16 protein-coding genes are annotated in these 14,632 nt (G+C 69.6%); 5 read left to right on the top strand and 11 right to left on the bottom strand.

Going from position 1 to position 14,632, the window contains the following annotated elements; all coding sequences use genetic code 11:
* Window positions 1-28: 28 nt before the first annotated feature.
* Both JL101_RS01465 and JL101_RS01460 read right to left on the bottom strand, forming a co-directional pair.
* A complete protein-coding gene (locus tag JL101_RS01465; RefSeq protein ID WP_203096770.1) occupies window positions 29-580 on the bottom strand; it encodes an NUDIX hydrolase in 552 nt (183 codons plus the stop codon).
* A gap of 67 nt (window positions 581-647) precedes the next feature.
* On the bottom strand, window positions 648-851 hold the full coding sequence (locus tag JL101_RS01460) for a hypothetical protein (protein ID WP_203096769.1): 204 nt from the start codon (window positions 849-851) through the stop codon (window positions 648-650).
* Window positions 852-1,381: 530 nt separating this feature from the next.
* On the opposite strand from JL101_RS01460, the gene JL101_RS01455 reads away from it, so the two are divergent.
* Complete coding sequence (locus JL101_RS01455) at window positions 1,382-2,500, top strand: DUF2336 domain-containing protein (protein ID WP_203096768.1); 1,119 nt, start codon at window positions 1,382-1,384, stop codon at window positions 2,498-2,500.
* 17 nt (window positions 2,501-2,517) lie between these two features.
* On the opposite strand, the gene JL101_RS01450 is transcribed toward JL101_RS01455, so the two are convergent.
* Complete coding sequence (locus JL101_RS01450; RefSeq protein ID WP_203096767.1) at window positions 2,518-2,943, bottom strand: DUF1178 family protein; 426 nt, start codon at window positions 2,941-2,943, stop codon at window positions 2,518-2,520.
* A gap of 120 nt (window positions 2,944-3,063) precedes the next feature.
* On the opposite strand from JL101_RS01450, the gene JL101_RS01445 reads away from it, so the two are divergent.
* The 3 genes from JL101_RS01445 (at window position 3,064) to JL101_RS01435 (ending at window position 5,928) form a co-directional block, all read left to right on the top strand.
* Window positions 3,064-3,645, top strand: coding sequence for a class I SAM-dependent methyltransferase (locus JL101_RS01445; protein WP_203096766.1), 582 nt, complete (start codon window positions 3,064-3,066; stop codon window positions 3,643-3,645).
* A 164-nt stretch (window positions 3,646-3,809) separates the two neighbouring features.
* Window positions 3,810-5,543, top strand: a complete 1,734-nt coding sequence (locus JL101_RS01440; protein WP_203096765.1) for a two-component system sensor histidine kinase NtrB — start codon at window positions 3,810-3,812, stop codon at window positions 5,541-5,543.
* Window positions 5,536-5,928, top strand: coding sequence for a response regulator (locus tag JL101_RS01435; protein ID WP_203096764.1), 393 nt, complete (start codon window positions 5,536-5,538; stop codon window positions 5,926-5,928). The genes JL101_RS01440 and JL101_RS01435 overlap by 8 nt, the downstream gene beginning before the upstream one ends.
* A 3-nt stretch (window positions 5,929-5,931) precedes the next feature.
* On the opposite strand, the gene JL101_RS01430 is transcribed toward JL101_RS01435, so the two are convergent.
* The 3 genes from JL101_RS01430 to JL101_RS01420 are packed head-to-tail and all read right to left on the bottom strand — an operon-like array spanning window position 5,932 to window position 7,882.
* Entirely contained in the window at window positions 5,932-6,783 is an 852-nt protein-coding gene (locus tag JL101_RS01430) for a carbon-nitrogen hydrolase family protein (RefSeq protein ID WP_203096763.1), read from the bottom strand.
* Window positions 6,783-7,043 carry a glutaredoxin 3 gene (gene grxC, locus JL101_RS01425; RefSeq protein WP_203096762.1) on the bottom strand — a complete coding sequence of 87 codons (261 nt, stop codon included), beginning with the start codon at window positions 7,041-7,043 and terminating at the stop codon, window positions 6,783-6,785. The genes JL101_RS01430 and grxC overlap by 1 nt, the downstream gene beginning before the upstream one ends.
* A 59-nt stretch (window positions 7,044-7,102) precedes the next feature.
* A complete protein-coding gene (locus JL101_RS01420; protein WP_203096761.1) occupies window positions 7,103-7,882 on the bottom strand; it encodes a ComF family protein in 780 nt (259 codons plus the stop codon).
* 106 nt (window positions 7,883-7,988) lie between these two features.
* Here JL101_RS01420 and JL101_RS01415 point away from each other — a divergent pair, with 106 nt between their 5' ends.
* Entirely contained in the window at window positions 7,989-8,900 is a 912-nt protein-coding gene (locus tag JL101_RS01415) for a methyltransferase domain-containing protein (RefSeq protein WP_203096760.1), read from the top strand.
* 49 nt (window positions 8,901-8,949) lie between these two features.
* Here the strand turns inward: JL101_RS01415 and JL101_RS01410 are convergent, their stop codons facing one another.
* The 5 genes from JL101_RS01410 to ccoG all read right to left on the bottom strand — a co-directional run bounded on the left by JL101_RS01410 (window position 8,950) and on the right by ccoG (window position 14,363).
* Entirely contained in the window at window positions 8,950-9,687 is a 738-nt protein-coding gene (locus tag JL101_RS01410) for a Crp/Fnr family transcriptional regulator (RefSeq protein ID WP_201074632.1), read from the bottom strand.
* 101 nt (window positions 9,688-9,788) lie between these two features.
* Window positions 9,789-9,932 carry a cbb3-type cytochrome oxidase assembly protein CcoS gene (ccoS, locus tag JL101_RS01405; protein ID WP_267133559.1) on the bottom strand — a complete coding sequence of 48 codons (144 nt, stop codon included), beginning with the start codon at window positions 9,930-9,932 and terminating at the stop codon, window positions 9,789-9,791.
* A complete protein-coding gene (locus JL101_RS01400; RefSeq protein ID WP_203096759.1) occupies window positions 9,871-12,366 on the bottom strand; it encodes a heavy metal translocating P-type ATPase in 2,496 nt (831 codons plus the stop codon). Before JL101_RS01400 ends, ccoS begins: the two co-directional genes overlap by 62 nt.
* A gap of 10 nt (window positions 12,367-12,376) precedes the next feature.
* Entirely contained in the window at window positions 12,377-12,895 is a 519-nt protein-coding gene (locus JL101_RS01395; RefSeq protein ID WP_203096758.1) for a FixH family protein, read from the bottom strand.
* Between the two features lie 16 nt (window positions 12,896-12,911).
* Window positions 12,912-14,363 carry a cytochrome c oxidase accessory protein CcoG gene (gene ccoG, locus JL101_RS01390; RefSeq protein WP_203096757.1) on the bottom strand — a complete coding sequence of 484 codons (1,452 nt, stop codon included), beginning with the start codon at window positions 14,361-14,363 and terminating at the stop codon, window positions 12,912-12,914.
* Window positions 14,364-14,632: the final 269 nt, after the last annotated feature.

The raw sequence follows: 14,632 nt of genomic DNA, 5'->3' as shown, positions 1-14,632 counted from the left end.
TCCAGAAGATGAACCTGACGGCCGGCCCCTACAGGCCCGTGGGCGGCGGCGGTTCCGGTTCCGGGTTGGTCGCCGGACTGAACTCGTGCTCGCGGCGCCGGCTGTTGAACTCGTCCAGGGCCCAGCGCACGGTCGGGAAGGCGATCAGGTCCCACGGGATCTCGTCCCACCTGAAAAGCCCCACCTCCAGGCTCTCAGGTCCCGCCGCCACGTCCGGCGACCGGAGCCGCGCGCGGTAGATGAGCTGGACCTGGCTGATGCGCGGGATTTCGTACACGGCGAGCAGGCAATCGATCTCGATCCTTGCCCGCGCCTCCTCCCAGGCTTCGCGGGTCGCCCCCTCGGCGGTCGTCTCGTTCAGTTCCATGTAGCCGGCCGGCAGGGTCCACAGCCCCTTGCTCGGCTCGATCGCCCGGCGGCACAGCAGGATGCGGTCCTCCCACGCGGCCACCGAACCCACCACGATCTTCGGGTTCTCGTAATTGATGAAGCCGCAATCGGGGCATACGAGGCGGTGACGGTCGTCGCCCTCGGGGATGATGCGGACTGTCGGCCCGCTCGGCTTTGGATCGGAAGTCATGGCCGTAATGTGGCGCAGCCCGTGAGGGCGGGCAAGCGGAACGCGCCGATGCCTTCGGACGGGGACTTCAGACCGTGATGTTCACGTTCCGGCCGCGGGTTGCGAAGGGGTCCGTCACCGGCTGGTTCTCCGGCGTGCCGCTTTGCGCTGCGCCGACGGCCTGGCCGCCCCCCTGGCCGCCCTGCTGCTCGTCCTGGGGACGTGTCGCGGGTGATTGAAGGGGGCTGGAGTAGCCCGATGCGGGACCGACTCCCGATGCTTGCACTTGCATGGCGATCTCCTGGAGGCGTTGCGGAAGCCGGGTATCGCACGAGCCCGGTGCATTCCGAACAAGGATTAGTCCTTTGGGAGTATAACCCGTACAGGCGGGAGAAAGCCATACCCATGAGGCTGCGGCGATGTCGCCTTCCAGTAAGATGAAAGACCTTCGTCGCCCTATTCTCCGGCGTCCTGCGGGTTCGAGTCAAATAGTTTAAAATGTCAGGGAATCTGAGGGCCAGTCACGGACACGGCGATGGCGGACCGGCGGATTAACATTTTACTAAGGAAGATTCCGCATGCTCTTCACGCTGCGAAGTCAGCGGGAACACGGTTCCGATCCGATGACCGGCCGACCAGAAGGGTCGCGAAGATGAAGTGTTTGGTTTTGGTTTCCCAGGAAATGCCGGCCGATCGAAAGGACCGTCCTGCGGCGCATCGCCAAGGCGGCCGGGACATCTCCCGGCGCGCCCCGGCCGGAGGGCGCCGATGAGCGGAGGCGTGGCGGAACCCGGATCGGAAGCAAGGACAGGCGGCGGTACAATGGCGCATCTGGCCGATCTGTTCGAGATGGCGCGGGACAGGAGCCAGACCGGACGGCGGGCTCTGGCCGACAAGGTCGGCGATTTCTATTTCGCGGGGCACAGCCTGTCCGACCGCGAGCGCGACCTGGTGGTCGACATCCTCCGCCAAGTGCTGCGCGACGCCGAGATGGACGTCCGGCGGTCGCTCGCCGAACGGCTGGCGCCCCACGCCGAAGCGCCCCGGGACCTGATCGTGACCCTGGCGAACGACCAGATCGAGATCGCTCGGCCGATCCTGCTGCGCAGCGAAGTGCTCGAGGACGAGGACCTGATCGCGATCGTCCGCGCCCACGCCGAAGCCCACCAGCTGGCGGTCGCCGGCCGGCCCAGGATCAGCACGGCGCTCAGCGACGTCCTCATCGAAACCGGCAACACGCGCGTCGCCGAGACGCTGCTGGGCAACCGGGGCGCCAGCCTGTCCGGACAGGCCATGATCCGCCTGACCAACGTCGCGCGCCGGGTGCCGCCCCTGCGGTCCCCCCTGCTCGGGCGGCCCGAACTGACGCCGGAACTGGCGACGAAGATCTACTGGCTCGTCTCGCAGGAGCTTCGGCGGACCATCCTGGACCGCTTCGCCATCCCGAGGGCGCAGCTCGACGCGGCGCTCCAGGCCACGCTCCAGGATCTGATCGACGGGACGCGCGGGCGGACCAGCCTGACCGCCGACCAGCTGGAAACGGTCGAGCGGATGGCCGAGGCAGGCGCCATCACGCCGCAGGTGCTGATCCAGACCCTGCGGCTCGGCCAGATCGACCTGTTCAAGGCGCTGTTCGGCCGGATCGCCGGCCTGGGTCCGGAAGCCATGCACCAGCTGATCGCCGAGACCGGCGGCGAAGCCATGACGCTGGCCTGCCGGGCGCTGAGGATCGACAAGGGCTTCTTCGCCTCGATCTTCCTGCTGAGCCGGGCGGCCCGGCCGGGCGAGCAGATCGTCGATCCGCGCGAATTGTCACGGGTGCTGGCGCTCTACGACCGCCTGACTCCGGAATCGGCCCTGCCGATCCTCCAGGGCTGGCGTCAGAATCCCGCCGCCATCAACCTGGTCCCGCTGCGCCGCCGCGAACGCCCGGATGCCTGACGACGGCCGTCCCGCCGTCAGGAGTTGGTCGTCGGAACCCAGGGGATGCGCTCGACGGTGATGCCTTCCTCCTTCAGCTCCGACGACTCGGCTTCGGTCGCCTCCCCGTAGATGCCGCGGCTTTCGACCTCGCCGTAATGGATGCGCCGGGCCTCCTCGGCGAAGCGGTCGCCGACATAGTCGCAGTTCTCCTCGACCTTGCGGCGCAGGTCCTTCAGTTCGCGCAGGATCTCGGCCTTGCGCCGGGCCGCCTCGTCGGTACCCTCGGCGGCGTCGCGCGACTTCGCGATGCGCGGGGCCATGGGCGCCTTGCCGATCCTGACGTCCCCGCAGATCGGGCATGAGATCTCCTGCGCGGACGCCTGGGCCTCGTAGGCGCCGCTGTTCCTGAACCAGGCTTCGAAGACGTGGCCGGCCTGGCACTTGAGATCGAAGAGGATCATCGACCGTTACTCGTTCCGCTCCCGGCGGCGGCGCCGCCGAATGTTCACCGATCTGACCGGACTGTCATATATGTACGAATTGGTTAGGCCAAGGTGAAAGCACAAGCGGGTTGACGGACCATGGACCACACTGAATCCCCCACGCCCTTTTCCCCGCCCCCGTCCCGGTGGGTGGTCCGTTTCGCGCCGCTGGTGCGCCAGGGCGGCCCGGTGCTCGACGTGGCCTGCGGGTCCGGCCGGCACACGCGCCTGTTCGCCGGGCTGGGACACCCGGTCACCGCGGTCGACCGGACCCTGGCGGGCGTCGCCGATCTGGCCAACGGCTCCTCCCCGGAACTGATCGAGGCCGACCTGGAGGACGGAAGCCCCTGGCCCTTGCCGGCGGACAGGCGCTTCGCCGCCGTGGTCGTCACCAACTACCTTCACCGCCCCCTGTTTCCCAGGCTGCTGGACTCGCTGGAACCCGGCGGCGTGCTGATCTACGAGACGTTCGCGCGGGGCAACGAGCGGTTCGGCAAACCTTCCTCTCCGGACTTCCTGCTGGCTCCCGGCGAGCTCCTCGACCGCGTCGGACACCAACTCCAGGTGGTAGCCTTCGAACAGGGCGAGATCGATTTCCCGAGGCGGGCGGTCGTCCAGCGCCTCTGCGCCGTGGCCGATCCCCATCCCCGGCCGATCCCGCCGCATCGTCCGGAGGAGTGACCGCCGCGCACGATTGGACAGAACCTTCGGTACGATAAGGCGAGACAAGGCGCGTGCCTATGGCTTACAATTATTAACCTTGTTTTGGGTTCCCCGAACGAGCGAGAGGTTGGCTTTTGGTAACCGTGGTGCGCTGCATACTGCGATATTAAACCGGACACTGCATGGAAACCTTCTTTCGCGCCCTCGGCGAGCCCGGCGACTTCCTGCCCCACGGCCTTTGCTTGACCTGGCGACCGGAGCTGATCTGGACGCACCTGCTGTCCGACATTCTGATCGGCCTCGCCTACTGCTCCATCCCGATCGGCCTGATCTATTTCGTATGGCGGCGCGAGGACCTCGCCTACAAGTGGATTTTCCTGATGTTCTGCGGCTTCATCCTGGCCTGCGGGATAACCCACTTCTTCGGCGCCTGGACGTTGTGGAACCCGGACTACGTAGCGCAGGGCGCGGTCAAGGCCTTCACCGCCGCGATCTCGGTCGTGACCGCGGTCATGCTCTGGCCCCTGATCCCCCACGCGCTCGCCCTGCCCAGCCCGGCCCAGCTCCGCGACGCCAATTTCAGGCTCGAACAGCAGATCCGGGAGCGGCAGCGCGCGGAGGCGGAGGTCCGCCTCGTGAACGGGGCGCTGGAGCGCCGGGTCGCCGATCGCACCGCCGAGCTGGAGGCGGCCAACGCGGCGCTTCAGCGGGCCAACGAGACGCTGGAGATCCGGGTCGCCGAACGCACCGCCGAGCTGTCGGAGGCCAACCGCCGGCTGCGCGCCAGCGAACTGCACTATTCCAGCATCTTCCACCATCTGGCCGAGGGCCTGTTCGTCGTCCGCGTGGATGGCCCGGGCGAGTTCCGGTTCGAAGCGCTCAACCCCAGCCACGAGCGCCAGACCGGCCTGGTCTCGACCGAGGTGGCCGGCCGGACGCCGCACGAGATTTTCCCGCCTGCCGTGGCCGACCATCTGGTCGAGCGCTACCGCGCCTGCTGCGAGGCAAGGCAGCCGATCCAGTACGAGGAGACGCTGGATCTCCGGGACGGCACGCGCATCTGGCAGACCAACCTGGCTCCCGTGCTCGACGCCGAAGGCCGTCCGACGAAGCTGCTCGGCACGTCGCGCGACATGACCGAGTACCGCACGCTCCAGGAGGAGCTGGCCCAGACCTCCAAGCTGGCCACGCTGGGCACCCTGGCCGCCGGCATCGCGCACGAGATGAGCCAGCCGCTGAACATCATCAGGATCACCGCCGACGACAACCGGCTCCTGATGGAGGAGGAGGGCGTGGAGGCCGACGCGGCCTATCTCCGCCAAGGGATGGAGCTGATCTCGACCCAGGCGGCCCGCATGGGCGAGATCGTCGACCAGATGCGCTCCTTCAGCCGGCGCGACGGCCCGGAGGTCGTGCCGTTCGACCCGGTCCAGCCGGTCCGGCGCGCCGTCGGCCTGCTCGAACGCCATTTCGCGACCGAGGGCATGGCCCTGGCCCTGGACGCGCCGCCGGCCGCGCCCGCCGTGGCCGGCCGGCCCGGCCGCCTGGAGCAGGTCGTGATCAACCTGCTGAGCAACGCCCACGACGCCATCGCCGCCCGCCGGACCGCCGACCCTGCCTTCGAGGGCGGGCGCATCGAGGTCGGCCTGTCCGAGGAGCAAGGCCCGCACCAGATCCGCATCACGATCAGCGACGACGGAACCGGCCTTCCGCCGGGAATGGCGGACCGGATCTTCGACCCGTTCGTCACCACCAAGGAGGCGACCAAGGGGGTCGGCCTCGGCCTGTCGATCTGTGCCAGCCTGATCGGCGCGATGGGCGGGCGGATATCCGCCGAAAACCTGGACCAGGGAGCCCGCTTCACGATATTGCTGCCGGTCCGCAGCAGACCATCACATGAGAACCCGAATGCCTGACACCGATGCCGTGACGCAAGAGCAGCCCAGGAGCCACGTCCTGGTCGCGGACGACGAGGCGATCGCTGCCATGGCGCTCGAGCGGTTCCTGACCCGCAAGGGCTACCGCGTCACCACCGCCTGCGACGGCAGGGAGGCGCTGGCGATCCACCGGCAGGACCCGGCCGACATCGTGGTGACCGACATGCGGATGCCGCGCGGCGGCGGGCACGAGCTGATCGGCAACCTGCGATCGACCGACGACCTCCTCCCGATCGTCGTGATGACCGGCTACATGTCGCCGAACGAGGAGGAGGCCATTCCCGCCGGCGACAGGCTGGTGGTGATGCAGAAACCGATCGAGGTCGAACGGCTCCTGGAGATCATCCGGAGCTTCACGGGCTGACGCTCAAGTCACCGCTTCGGGCGGCTCGACGGTCCGGTCGTGCTTCAGCGACGGCACCTGGGCGCGGGCCTTGGCGACCTCCTCCAGGTCGAGGCGGGCGGTGACGACGCCCGGCTCCTCGCCGCCGTCGGCCAGGATCTCGCCCCACGGGCTGACGATCAGCGAATGGCCGTAGGTGGTGCGGCCGCCGTCATGGGTGCCGCACTGGGCCGGAGCCACGACGAAGCAGCCGGTCTCGATCGCCCGGGCGCGCAGCAGGACGTGCCAGTGCGCCCGGCCGGTCGGCACCGTGAAGGCGGACGGAACGGTCAGGATCGACGCGCCGGCATGGGCCAGCATGCGGTACAGGTAGGCGAAGCGCAGGTCGTAGCAGACCGTCATGCCGACCCCGCCCCAGGGCGTCGCGGCGAGCACCGCCCGGTCGCCGGGCCGGAACGTCGCCGACTCGCGGTAGCTCTCCCCCCGCGCCAAGTCCACGTCGAACATGTGGATCTTGTCGTAGCGCCCCGCGATCTCGCCCTCGGGCGAGAACAGCAGGCTGCGGTTGGCGACCCGCTCCTCGTCGAGCTTGACCGCCAGGGAGCCGGCCAGCAGCCATGCCCCGGTCCGCCTGGCCATGTCGCGGAAGAAGGGGACCGCCGGATGGTCGCCTTCCGGCCGGGCCCGCCGCAGGACGCGGCTGCGGCCCAGCACCATCATGCTGACATTCTCCGGCGTCGTGATGAAATCGGCCCCGGCCTCGCGCGCGCGCAGGATGAGGTCCCCGACCGCGGTCAGGTTCGGCTCGATGTCCGGCCCGGCATTGACCTGGACGCAGGCGACGGTGAGCGACGCGGCGGGAGGGGAGCCGGTCATCAGGCGCGGCCCAGCATGGGGTCGAGCTTGCCGGCCCGGTCGAGCGCGTAGAGGTCGTCGCAGCCCCCGATCGGCTTCGAGTCGATGAAGATCTGCGGAACCGAGGTCCGTCCTTCGGCCAGTTGCGTCATCTCCACCCGCTTGCGCGGCTGCATCATCACGTCGATCTCCTCGAACTGGACGCCCTTCTCGGCCAGCAGCTTCTTGGCCCGCGTGCAGTACGGGCACCAGGGACTGGTATAAATGACGACTTCGGCCATGGACTCCGGCTCCACTGTGGATTGACTATCCCGTTATATGATCGATACCGGCGATTTCGCTAGACGCCGGACCGTATGACGCGCGCGAGCGTGAGGACGTCGACCCTGGCGGCACCCGCGCGCAGCAGGACGCGGGCGCATTCGGAGACCGTGGCCCCCGTCGTCAGAACGTCGTCGACCAGCACGACCGGCCGCCCGCGGATGCGCTCCGCCAGGCTTGGCCGCACCCGGAAGGCGCCGCGGACGTTCCGCTGCCTGCCGGTCCGGGAATGGCCGCCTTGCGGCGTGGTCCGGCGGTGGCGGACCAGCAGGCCGGGCAACACGGCGACGCCGGAGCGCCGGCCGACATCCCTGGCGAGCAGCGCCGCCTGGTTGTAGCGCCGGGCGAACAGTTTCCACCGGTGGAGCGGCACCGGCGCCAGGACGGCGTCGGGCGCCAGCAGTTCCGCCCCGGACCGGGCGAGCCAGCCGCCGAAGGCGACGGCGGCATAGGTCTGGTCGGCATGCTTGAAGCCCAGGATCATGCCGCGGCTGCCGTCGTCGTAGCGGAGCGCCGACCGGGCCCTGCCGAACGGCGGCGGGCTGGCGACGCAGCGGGCGCACAGCAGCGTCTCGGCCCGTTGCGTCTCGGCCGGGCCGGGATCGACCACGCCCTCGAACGGCTCGCCGCAGCACGAGCACCAGGGCGGCGCCAGGAAAGTCAGGGCACCCCAGCAGCGCATGCACAGCGTCCCCTGCCGGTCGACCGACTCGGCGCAGGACAGGCAGCGCGGCGGCAGCACCGCGTCGAGCGCCGCGCGCGCCAGGGTCGTCAGGGAGGCGGTCAGCGGCCAGTCCATGGCGCAGGATCGAACCGCCCCCGCCCGGCGGCAACGGTCCGGATGCCGCACCCCGACCGCACCCGTCACGTGTTGTGCGGCGCGGGGGAACCTCCATATAGGGGAGATGGACGACAGCGACATCATGAACGTGTTCGACCGCGCCGCGGTCCGCCGCCACCGGGACCGGGCCGCGGCCGGTTTCGCCGGTTACAATTTCCTGTTCGAGGAGATCGCGGAGCGGCTGGCCGACCGGCTGGAGGACGTCGTCCGCGACTTCCCCACGGCGCTCGACCTGGGCTGCCACACCGGCGAGGTCGGCCGCGCGCTGCGCGGGCGGAAGGGGATCGAGCGGCTGGTCCAGTGCGACCTGTCGCCCGCCATGGCCGCCGCCGCCGGGGGCCTGTGCGTGGCCGGCGACGAGGAACTGCTGCCGTTCGCCGACGGCAGCTTCGACCTCGCGGTCAGCAACCTCAGCCTCCACTGGGTCAACGACCTGCCGGGGGCGCTGCTCCAGCTCCGCCGCGCGCTGAAGCCGGACGGCATGTTCATCGGCGCCATGCTGGGCGGCGACACCCTGTTCGAGCTGCGGCGCTGCCTGATGGAGGCGGAACTGGACTTGACCGGCGGGGTCAGCGCCCGCATCTCCCCCTTCGCGGAAGTCCGGGACGCCGGCGGCCTGCTCCAGCGCGCCGGCTTCAGCCTGCCGGTGGTGGACAGCGACACGCTGACCGTGACCTACGACAGCGCCTTCAAGCTGATGGCCGACCTGCGCGGCATGGGCGAGACGAACGCCGGGCTCAACCGCCGCCGGCGGCCGACTCCGCGGGCCCTGCTGATCGACGCCGCGCGGCGCTATGCCGAGCTGTTCTCCGAACCCGATGGGCGGGTGACCGCGACCTTCCAGGTGCTCTATCTTGCCGGCTGGTCGCCGCACGAGAGCCAGCAGAAACCGATGCAGCCGGGCACCGCCCAGGCGAGGCTGGCCGACGCCCTGAGGACGGAGGAGCGGCCGGCGGGCGACAAGGCGGAACCCTGACGGCTCGGTTCCCGGCGAACCCGGGGAAAACCGCGGCGGCCGGGAGCGATCAGACGCCTTCGGCCATGTCGTAGATGCCGTCCATGTCGGCGATCTGGATCCGGTTGCCCTCCTGGAGCGAGATCGCCTGGGAGGTCTTGAGCTGGGTGAAGGTCCGGCTGACGGTCTCGGTCGTGAGGCCGAGATAGTCGGCGATGTCGGCCCGGCTCATCGGGACGTAGACCGGGTTCTCCTTGTGGCCCCGGCGCGACTGGCGCTGCGACAGCATCAGCAGGAACGAACAGATCTTCTCCCGCGCGGTCTTGCGGCCGAGCAGCAGCATCTGGTCCTGCGCCGCCGCCAGCTCGTTGGACGCCATGGAGAACAGGCGCCGCTGCATCTTGGGGAACTCGTCCAGCAGCGCCTCCATCTTGCGGCGCGGGAACCTGCAGAGCGACGTGGGCGTCACCGTTTCCGCCGAATAGGCGTAGCTCTCGTTCATGGCGAGCCCGAGGAAGTCGCCGGTGACCAGGAACCCCGTGATCTGGCGGCGTCCGTCGGGCAGCAGCTTGTAGAGCTTGACCGTGCCGGAGGTCACGTTGAACAGGGCGTCCGCCTGATCGCCTTCGGCGAAGATCGTCTGGTTGCCCTCCATGCGCTGCATCTGGACGATATCGGCGAGCCGACGCACCTCGTCCGCCTCCAACGCCGCACAGACCGTCAGCGTCCGAACCGGACACGCGCCGCAGGGCGTCGTCTCCGCGGCAGCACCCTTGTCGCGCACCCTGCCCATGTCGAATGGAGGCATCGCAATTCCCCCCGCCCTTCTGCTTCCCTATTCCATTCTGGTTATAAATTGGATTTTTCGCAAGATTGCAACACGCCTGAATATAACCATTCTCATAGGGGTTATTTTTGGTCGTTTCGCGGCTGCGGTGTTACACGCTCGTCATCGTCGAACAGGATGCGGTTGGCGGCTCCGTCGAGGTCGTCAAACTGGCCGGACCTCAGGCACCACAGGAAGCCCAGAAGGCCCAGGAGTCCCAGGCCCACCGCCAAGGGAATGAGATATATGAGCACGTCCATGGGACTGTCCCGGGTTGGCCCGGCGCCGGGCGAGGCGCAGGGCGTTGAGGATGACGATCAGCGACGACGAGGACATGGCGAGCGCCGCGATCAGCGGAGTCACCAGCCCGGCCACCGCCACCGGTATAGTCAATAAGTTATAGAGGAAGGTCAGGGCGAAGTTCTGGCGGACCAGCCGGTCCGACCGCCGCGCGACGTCCAGCGCCTCCAGGATCGGTCTCAGCCTGATACCCTGGAACACCACGTCGGCCGCCGTCTGGCTGACGTCCGCCGCGGTGGCCGGCGACATGGAGACATGGGCCGCGGCGAGCGCCGGCGCGTCGTTGAGGCCGTCGCCGACCATCAGCACGGTGGCCCCGGACCGGGCCAGCTCCTCCAGGCAGGCGGCCTTGTCGGCCGGCGCCTGGGCGGCCCGCCACTCCTCGATGCCCAGGCGGGCGGCGCAGGCCGCCACGGCGGGACGCCGGTCGCCGGACAGCAGCAGAACCCGCTTGCCGCCGGCCCGCAGGGCCGCAACCACCTCGACGGCGTCGGGCCGCAGGGCATCGCTGAAGGCGAAGCGGACGGGGCGGCGGCCCGGCCGGGCCAGCCACAGCTCCGGACCGGCCGACTCGCCGGCCGACTCGCCCCCCTCTTCCGCGCCGGTGAAGCGGCGGCTGCCCAGCCGGATCTCCCCTCCCGGCCCATCGAGGCCGAGGCCGGCGCCGGGCACCTCGCGCACGCCGGACGCCACCGGAACCCCCGGCACGGCACGGCACAGGGCCCGCGCCAGGGGGTGGCGGCTGGCCCCGGCGATCGCGGCGGCAAGCCGCAGGTCCGCGTCCTCCGCCCCGTCGGCACCCTGGAGTTCGGGCCGCCCCTCGGTCAGGGTGCCGGTCTTGTCGAACACGACGGTATCGACTCCGGTCAGCCGCTCCAGCGCCGTGGCCGACTTCAGCAGGATGCCCTGGCGCATCAGCCGGCCGCTGGCGATCACCTGGACCACCGGCACCGCCAGCGCCAGCGCGCAGGGGCAGGTGATGATCAGCACAGCGATGGCGTTGAGCAGGGCCGGCTGCCACGGGCTGCCGGCCAGGACCACCCAGCCGAGGAAGGTCGCCAGGGCGGTCAGGTGGACCACCGGCGCATAGCCCCGCGACACCCGGTCGGCCAGGGCCACGTAGCGCGCCCTGCCCTGCTCCGCGACCTCCATCATCCGCACGATCTCGGCCAGCAGGGTACCTTCGCCCACGGCGGTGACGGTCAGCCGGAGCGGCGCGGTCAGGTTGAGGGTCCCGGCGAACACCTGGTCGCCCGGCCTGGCGGCGCCCGGCACGCTCTCCCCGGTGATCAGGCCGGTATCGATGTCCGAGACGCCGTCGGAGACCCGGCCGTCCACGGGGATGCGCTCCCCGGCGGCGACCAGCACGGTCATGCCGGCGGCGACCTCGCCCGGCCGGACGACGCGCCCGCGCCCGTCGGCGTCGATCACGGTGACCGCCGAGGAGCCCAGCGCCAGCAGGTGCTCGGCCGCGGACCGCGCCCGACCCCGCGCCCGCAGGTCCAGATAGCGCCCGATCAGCAGGAAGAACAGCAGCGTCACGGCGCTGTCGAAATAGGCGTGCTCCGCGCCGCGGATCGTCTCGGCCAGGCTCATCCCGGTCGCGAGCGTCACGCCGATGGAGATCGGCACGTCCATGTTGGTGCGCCGGGCCGACAGCGCCGCCCACGCGGAGCGGGCGAACGGACGGGCGGCGTAGAGGATCGCCGGCATCGCGATCAGGGCCGAGACCCAGTGCATCAGGTCGCGGGTCGCCGGCCCCATCCCCTGGGAGTGCCCGGCCCAGATCGCGACCGACAGCAGCATCACGTTGGCGGCGGCGAAGCCGGAGACGCCGAGCGCCCGCAGCAGCTCGCGTTCCTTCACCGCCTCGGCCGCCTCCAGCTTCGCCGGATCGAACGGCACCAGCCGGTAGCCCAGGCGGACCACGGCGCCGGCGACCCCGGCGGCGTCGGTCACGGCCGGGTCCCAGGTCACGGTCAGCCGGCGGGTCGTCATGTTGAGCCGGGCATGGGTGACGCCGGGCTGCCGGCGCAGCACGGTCTCGATCAGCCAGACGCAGGCGGCGCATTGCAGGCCGTCCACCATCAGGTGCAGGCTGGCCCGCCCGTCGGCGCCGGCCGAGACATGGGCCGAGAAGTCGGCGGGGGCCGCGTCCTCGTCCGGGCGGATCGGCCGCGCGTCGGGATCGATGGAGCGGCGGGCGTAGTAGGTGTCCAGCCCCAGGTCGCGGATCAGCGCCCAGGCGGCCTCGCAGCCGGAGCAGCAGAAGCCGGCGCCCCGGCCGGGGACCTCCTGGCCGCAATGGAGGCAGGTGCCGGGAAGCGTGGAGGCGGGAATGGAAGCGGTTGAGGTGCTCATGCCCGGGTCATCACCCCTTGACCACGACCCGGCGGACTTCCTGGTAGTCTCCCTGGGGATGGTCGGCGACGATCCGGATGTCCCACTGGCCGGCCAACGGCATCGCGAACTCCGCGCCGTAGCGGCCCTGGCCCTGGTAGGTCAGGTCGACCGCGAAGTCGTGGCCCTCGCTGGTCGGGCGGACGACCCGGGCGGTCACCGTGGCGCCGTTCAGGAGGTTGCCGTGATGGTCCTTCAGGTCCACCGTCAGCCGGCCCTGCAGGGCCGCCGCCTGGAAGTCGATCCCGACCTGCCAGCCGCGTTCCTGCTGGCGGCGGGCGCCCTCGATGGCGGCGTTGTAGGTGGTGCCGCGCTGCCAGTAGTGCTGGGTTTCCAGCCCGGTCCAGGTGTTCATCGCGAAATAGACCATCGTCGCGTTCACCCCGACGGTGACGAAGAAGAAGGCGACGAAGATCCACGGGTACCACCACCCCGGCGATCTTCCGCCCGGGCGGGACTGCTGCTGGTCGATGTTCATGGTGCTGCTCATGGGGTCCATCGTGACGTCACTTGTCCGGGCCGATGAAGACCGAGTCGTAGCCCGCCGTCTCGGAGGTCTGCTGGTCGGTCAGGGTGAAGGTGACGGGGGTCGAGGTCGCCTTGAGGGCGGCCGGCGGGGTCCGCACGTAGATCCGGTACGTCGCGACGGTGTCCGGCTTGGCGGAGAGTTCGATCCGGTCCAGCCTCTCGTCCTGGCCGATCACCGACAGGGTGGCGCCGGGCACGCCGGCGAGCTGAAGGCTGTATTCCTTCTGGTACCGGGTCATGTTGGAGATCTTGAAGGTGTAGCCGTTGCGGATGTCGCCGTCCGACAGCGTGACGAACAGCGGCGCGCGGTCGCGCAGCACGCTGATGTCGAGCTGCGGGCGGAAGATCAGGCCTGCGGCCATCAGGCCAAGCAGGACGACCAGGATCAGGCCGTAGATGACGGTGCGCGGCCGCAGCAGCTTGACGCTGGTCTTCTCCCCGCAGGAGCGGGCGACCTGGTTGTTGTGCGTGTCGAAGGTGACGAGATTGAGCGGCCGGCCGATCTTCGTCATGATGTCGTTGCAGGCGTCGACGCACAGGCCGCAGCCGATGCATTCCATCTGGAGCCCGTCGCGGATGTCGATGCCGGTCGGGCAGACATGGACGCAGGCCTTGCAGTCGATGCAGTCGCCCCGCCCTTCCCAGGACTGGTCCTTGCGCTTGGCCCCGCGCGGCTCGCCCCGCCAGCCCTCGTAAGTGACGATCAGGCTGTCCTCGTCGATCATGGCGCTCTGGAAGCGCGGCCAGGGGCACATGTAGGTGCAGACCTGCTCGCGCGCCCAGCCGCCCAGCAGGTAGGTGGTGAAGGTCAGCAGGGAGATGAAGAAGATCGACTGGCTGTCGAGCTGGAAGTGGAACAGGTTGTAGACCAGCGTCGGCGCGTCGGTGAAGTACATCGCCCAGGCGCCGCCGGTCAGGAAGGCGATGACGAGCCAGGACGAATGCTTCGCGATCTTCTTCAGCGCCTTGGACCCGGTCCACGGCCCCTTGTCCAGCCGGATGCGTTCCGACCGGTCGCCCTCGATCTTGCGCTCGACCCACATGTAGAGGTCGGTCCACACGGTCTGCGGGCAGGCGTAGCCGCACCAGATGCGCCCGGCCAACGAGGTGGCGAGGAACAGCCCGACCGCGGCCATGATCAGCAGCCCGGTGAGGTAGTAGATCTCCTGCGGCCAGATCTCGATGAAGAAGAAATACAGGCGCGGCCCCGTCATGTCGACCAGCACCGCCTGGTCCGGCGCGGTCGGCCCGCGGTCCCAGCGGATCCAGGGAACCAGGTAGTAGATGCCGAGCAGGACGACGACGGCGGCCCATTTGAGGTTTCGGAACTTGCCCGCGACCGATCGCGGGTAGACTTTCTCCCGGTTCTTGAAAAGCGACTTGGGAGCCTGCTCCTCCGCCGCGCCGTGGATCTGGGTCGTCGTCGTCATTCCGTCCGCCTCGGGTCTGCATCGCCGTCTCCGCCGGCGCGCACGCCGCGGATCACGGAACGCAGTGTGAACCGGACAGGTCGGTCCCGACATTGCGATACATCAAAGCCCGGCGGCGATATTCGGCGCTTTCGGGGGATGCGGCGGGGCGCGGCCTTGCCGGCGCGCGGCGGCGGTCCCGCCGCCCACCCCCGGCGGAAGGGGCGAAATGTCATGGATCGTCATCATTTTCCGTGTCCCGGTCCAGGGGTGCGGTCCGGTACATCGGG

The organism is Skermanella rosea, assembly GCF_016806835.2.
Lineage (GTDB): Bacteria > Pseudomonadota > Alphaproteobacteria > Azospirillales > Azospirillaceae > Skermanella > Skermanella rosea.
This window is presented reverse-complemented; position numbering and strand designations above follow the sequence as displayed.

Coding starts and splice junctions, on each gene's coding strand:
- JL101_RS01465 (WP_203096770.1), bottom strand. CDS start 580: ATGACTTCCGATCCAAAGCCGAGCGGGCCGACAGTCCGCATCATCCCC.
- JL101_RS01460 (WP_203096769.1), bottom strand. CDS start 851: ATGCAAGTGCAAGCATCGGGAGTCGGTCCCGCATCGGGCTACTCCAGC.
- JL101_RS01455 (WP_203096768.1), top strand. CDS start 1,382: ATGGCGCATCTGGCCGATCTGTTCGAGATGGCGCGGGACAGGAGCCAG.
- JL101_RS01450 (WP_203096767.1), bottom strand. CDS start 2,943: ATGATCCTCTTCGATCTCAAGTGCCAGGCCGGCCACGTCTTCGAAGCC.
- JL101_RS01445 (WP_203096766.1), top strand. CDS start 3,064: ATGGACCACACTGAATCCCCCACGCCCTTTTCCCCGCCCCCGTCCCGG.
- JL101_RS01440 (WP_203096765.1), top strand. CDS start 3,810: ATGGAAACCTTCTTTCGCGCCCTCGGCGAGCCCGGCGACTTCCTGCCC.
- JL101_RS01435 (WP_203096764.1), top strand. CDS start 5,536: ATGCCTGACACCGATGCCGTGACGCAAGAGCAGCCCAGGAGCCACGTC.
- JL101_RS01430 (WP_203096763.1), bottom strand. CDS start 6,783: ATGACCGGCTCCCCTCCCGCCGCGTCGCTCACCGTCGCCTGCGTCCAG.
- grxC (WP_203096762.1), bottom strand. CDS start 7,043: ATGGCCGAAGTCGTCATTTATACCAGTCCCTGGTGCCCGTACTGCACG.
- JL101_RS01420 (WP_203096761.1), bottom strand. CDS start 7,882: ATGGACTGGCCGCTGACCGCCTCCCTGACGACCCTGGCGCGCGCGGCG.
- JL101_RS01415 (WP_203096760.1), top strand. CDS start 7,989: ATGGACGACAGCGACATCATGAACGTGTTCGACCGCGCCGCGGTCCGC.
- JL101_RS01410 (WP_201074632.1), bottom strand. CDS start 9,687: ATGCCTCCATTCGACATGGGCAGGGTGCGCGACAAGGGTGCTGCCGCG.
- JL101_RS01400 (WP_203096759.1), bottom strand. CDS start 12,366: ATGAGCACCTCAACCGCTTCCATTCCCGCCTCCACGCTTCCCGGCACC.
- JL101_RS01395 (WP_203096758.1), bottom strand. CDS start 12,895: ATGAGCAGCACCATGAACATCGACCAGCAGCAGTCCCGCCCGGGCGGA.
- ccoG (WP_203096757.1), bottom strand. CDS start 14,363: ATGACGACGACGACCCAGATCCACGGCGCGGCGGAGGAGCAGGCTCCC.